This window comes from Mesobacillus subterraneus (assembly GCF_000934845.1).
In the GTDB taxonomy this organism is placed as follows: Bacteria; Bacillota; Bacilli; order Bacillales; family Cytobacillaceae; genus Mesobacillus; species Mesobacillus stamsii.
Genome location: NZ_JXIQ01000043.1, coordinates 1 through 420 on the forward strand (window position 1 = coordinate 1; position 420 = coordinate 420).

Consider the following 420-nt stretch of genomic DNA (forward strand, 5'->3'; position numbering starts at 1 on the left):
ATTGCGGGGGCAGGATTTGAACCTGCGACCTTCGGGTTATGAGCCCGACGAGCTACCGGACTGCTCCACCCCGCGATAATATTAATTTACACTTAGAGAAACAACTCAACTGGTATAACTTGAGCGTATTCCGATAAAGAAAACTCCTTGCTACACGCTAGACAATACCAATTATGGAGGAGGTAGAGGGATTCGAACCCCCGCGCGGTGTTACCCGCCTGTCGGTTTTCAAGACCGATCCCTTCAGCCAGACTTGGGTATACCTCCATTATTTCATTCAGATAAAATGGTGGACCTTGTAGGACTCGAACCTACGACCGGACGGTTATGAGCCGTCTGCTCTAACCAGCTGAGCTAAAGGTCCAGGATATCCTAGATTGAATAGGTTCAACCAGATTAAATTTGGTAGCGGCGGAGGGG

3 tRNA genes are annotated in these 420 nt (G+C 49.0%); all 3 read right to left on the minus strand.

The window, feature by feature from the left end:
- Nucleotide 1: 1 nt before the first annotated feature.
- Nucleotides 2-75: transfer RNA gene (locus tag UB32_RS06670), tRNA-Met, on the minus strand.
- A gap of 99 nt (nucleotides 76-174) precedes the next feature.
- Nucleotides 175-267: transfer RNA gene (locus tag UB32_RS06675), tRNA-Ser, on the minus strand.
- 20 nt (nucleotides 268-287) lie between these two features.
- Nucleotides 288-364: transfer RNA gene (locus UB32_RS06680), tRNA-Ile, on the minus strand.
- Between the last annotated feature and the right edge of the window lie 56 nt (nucleotides 365-420).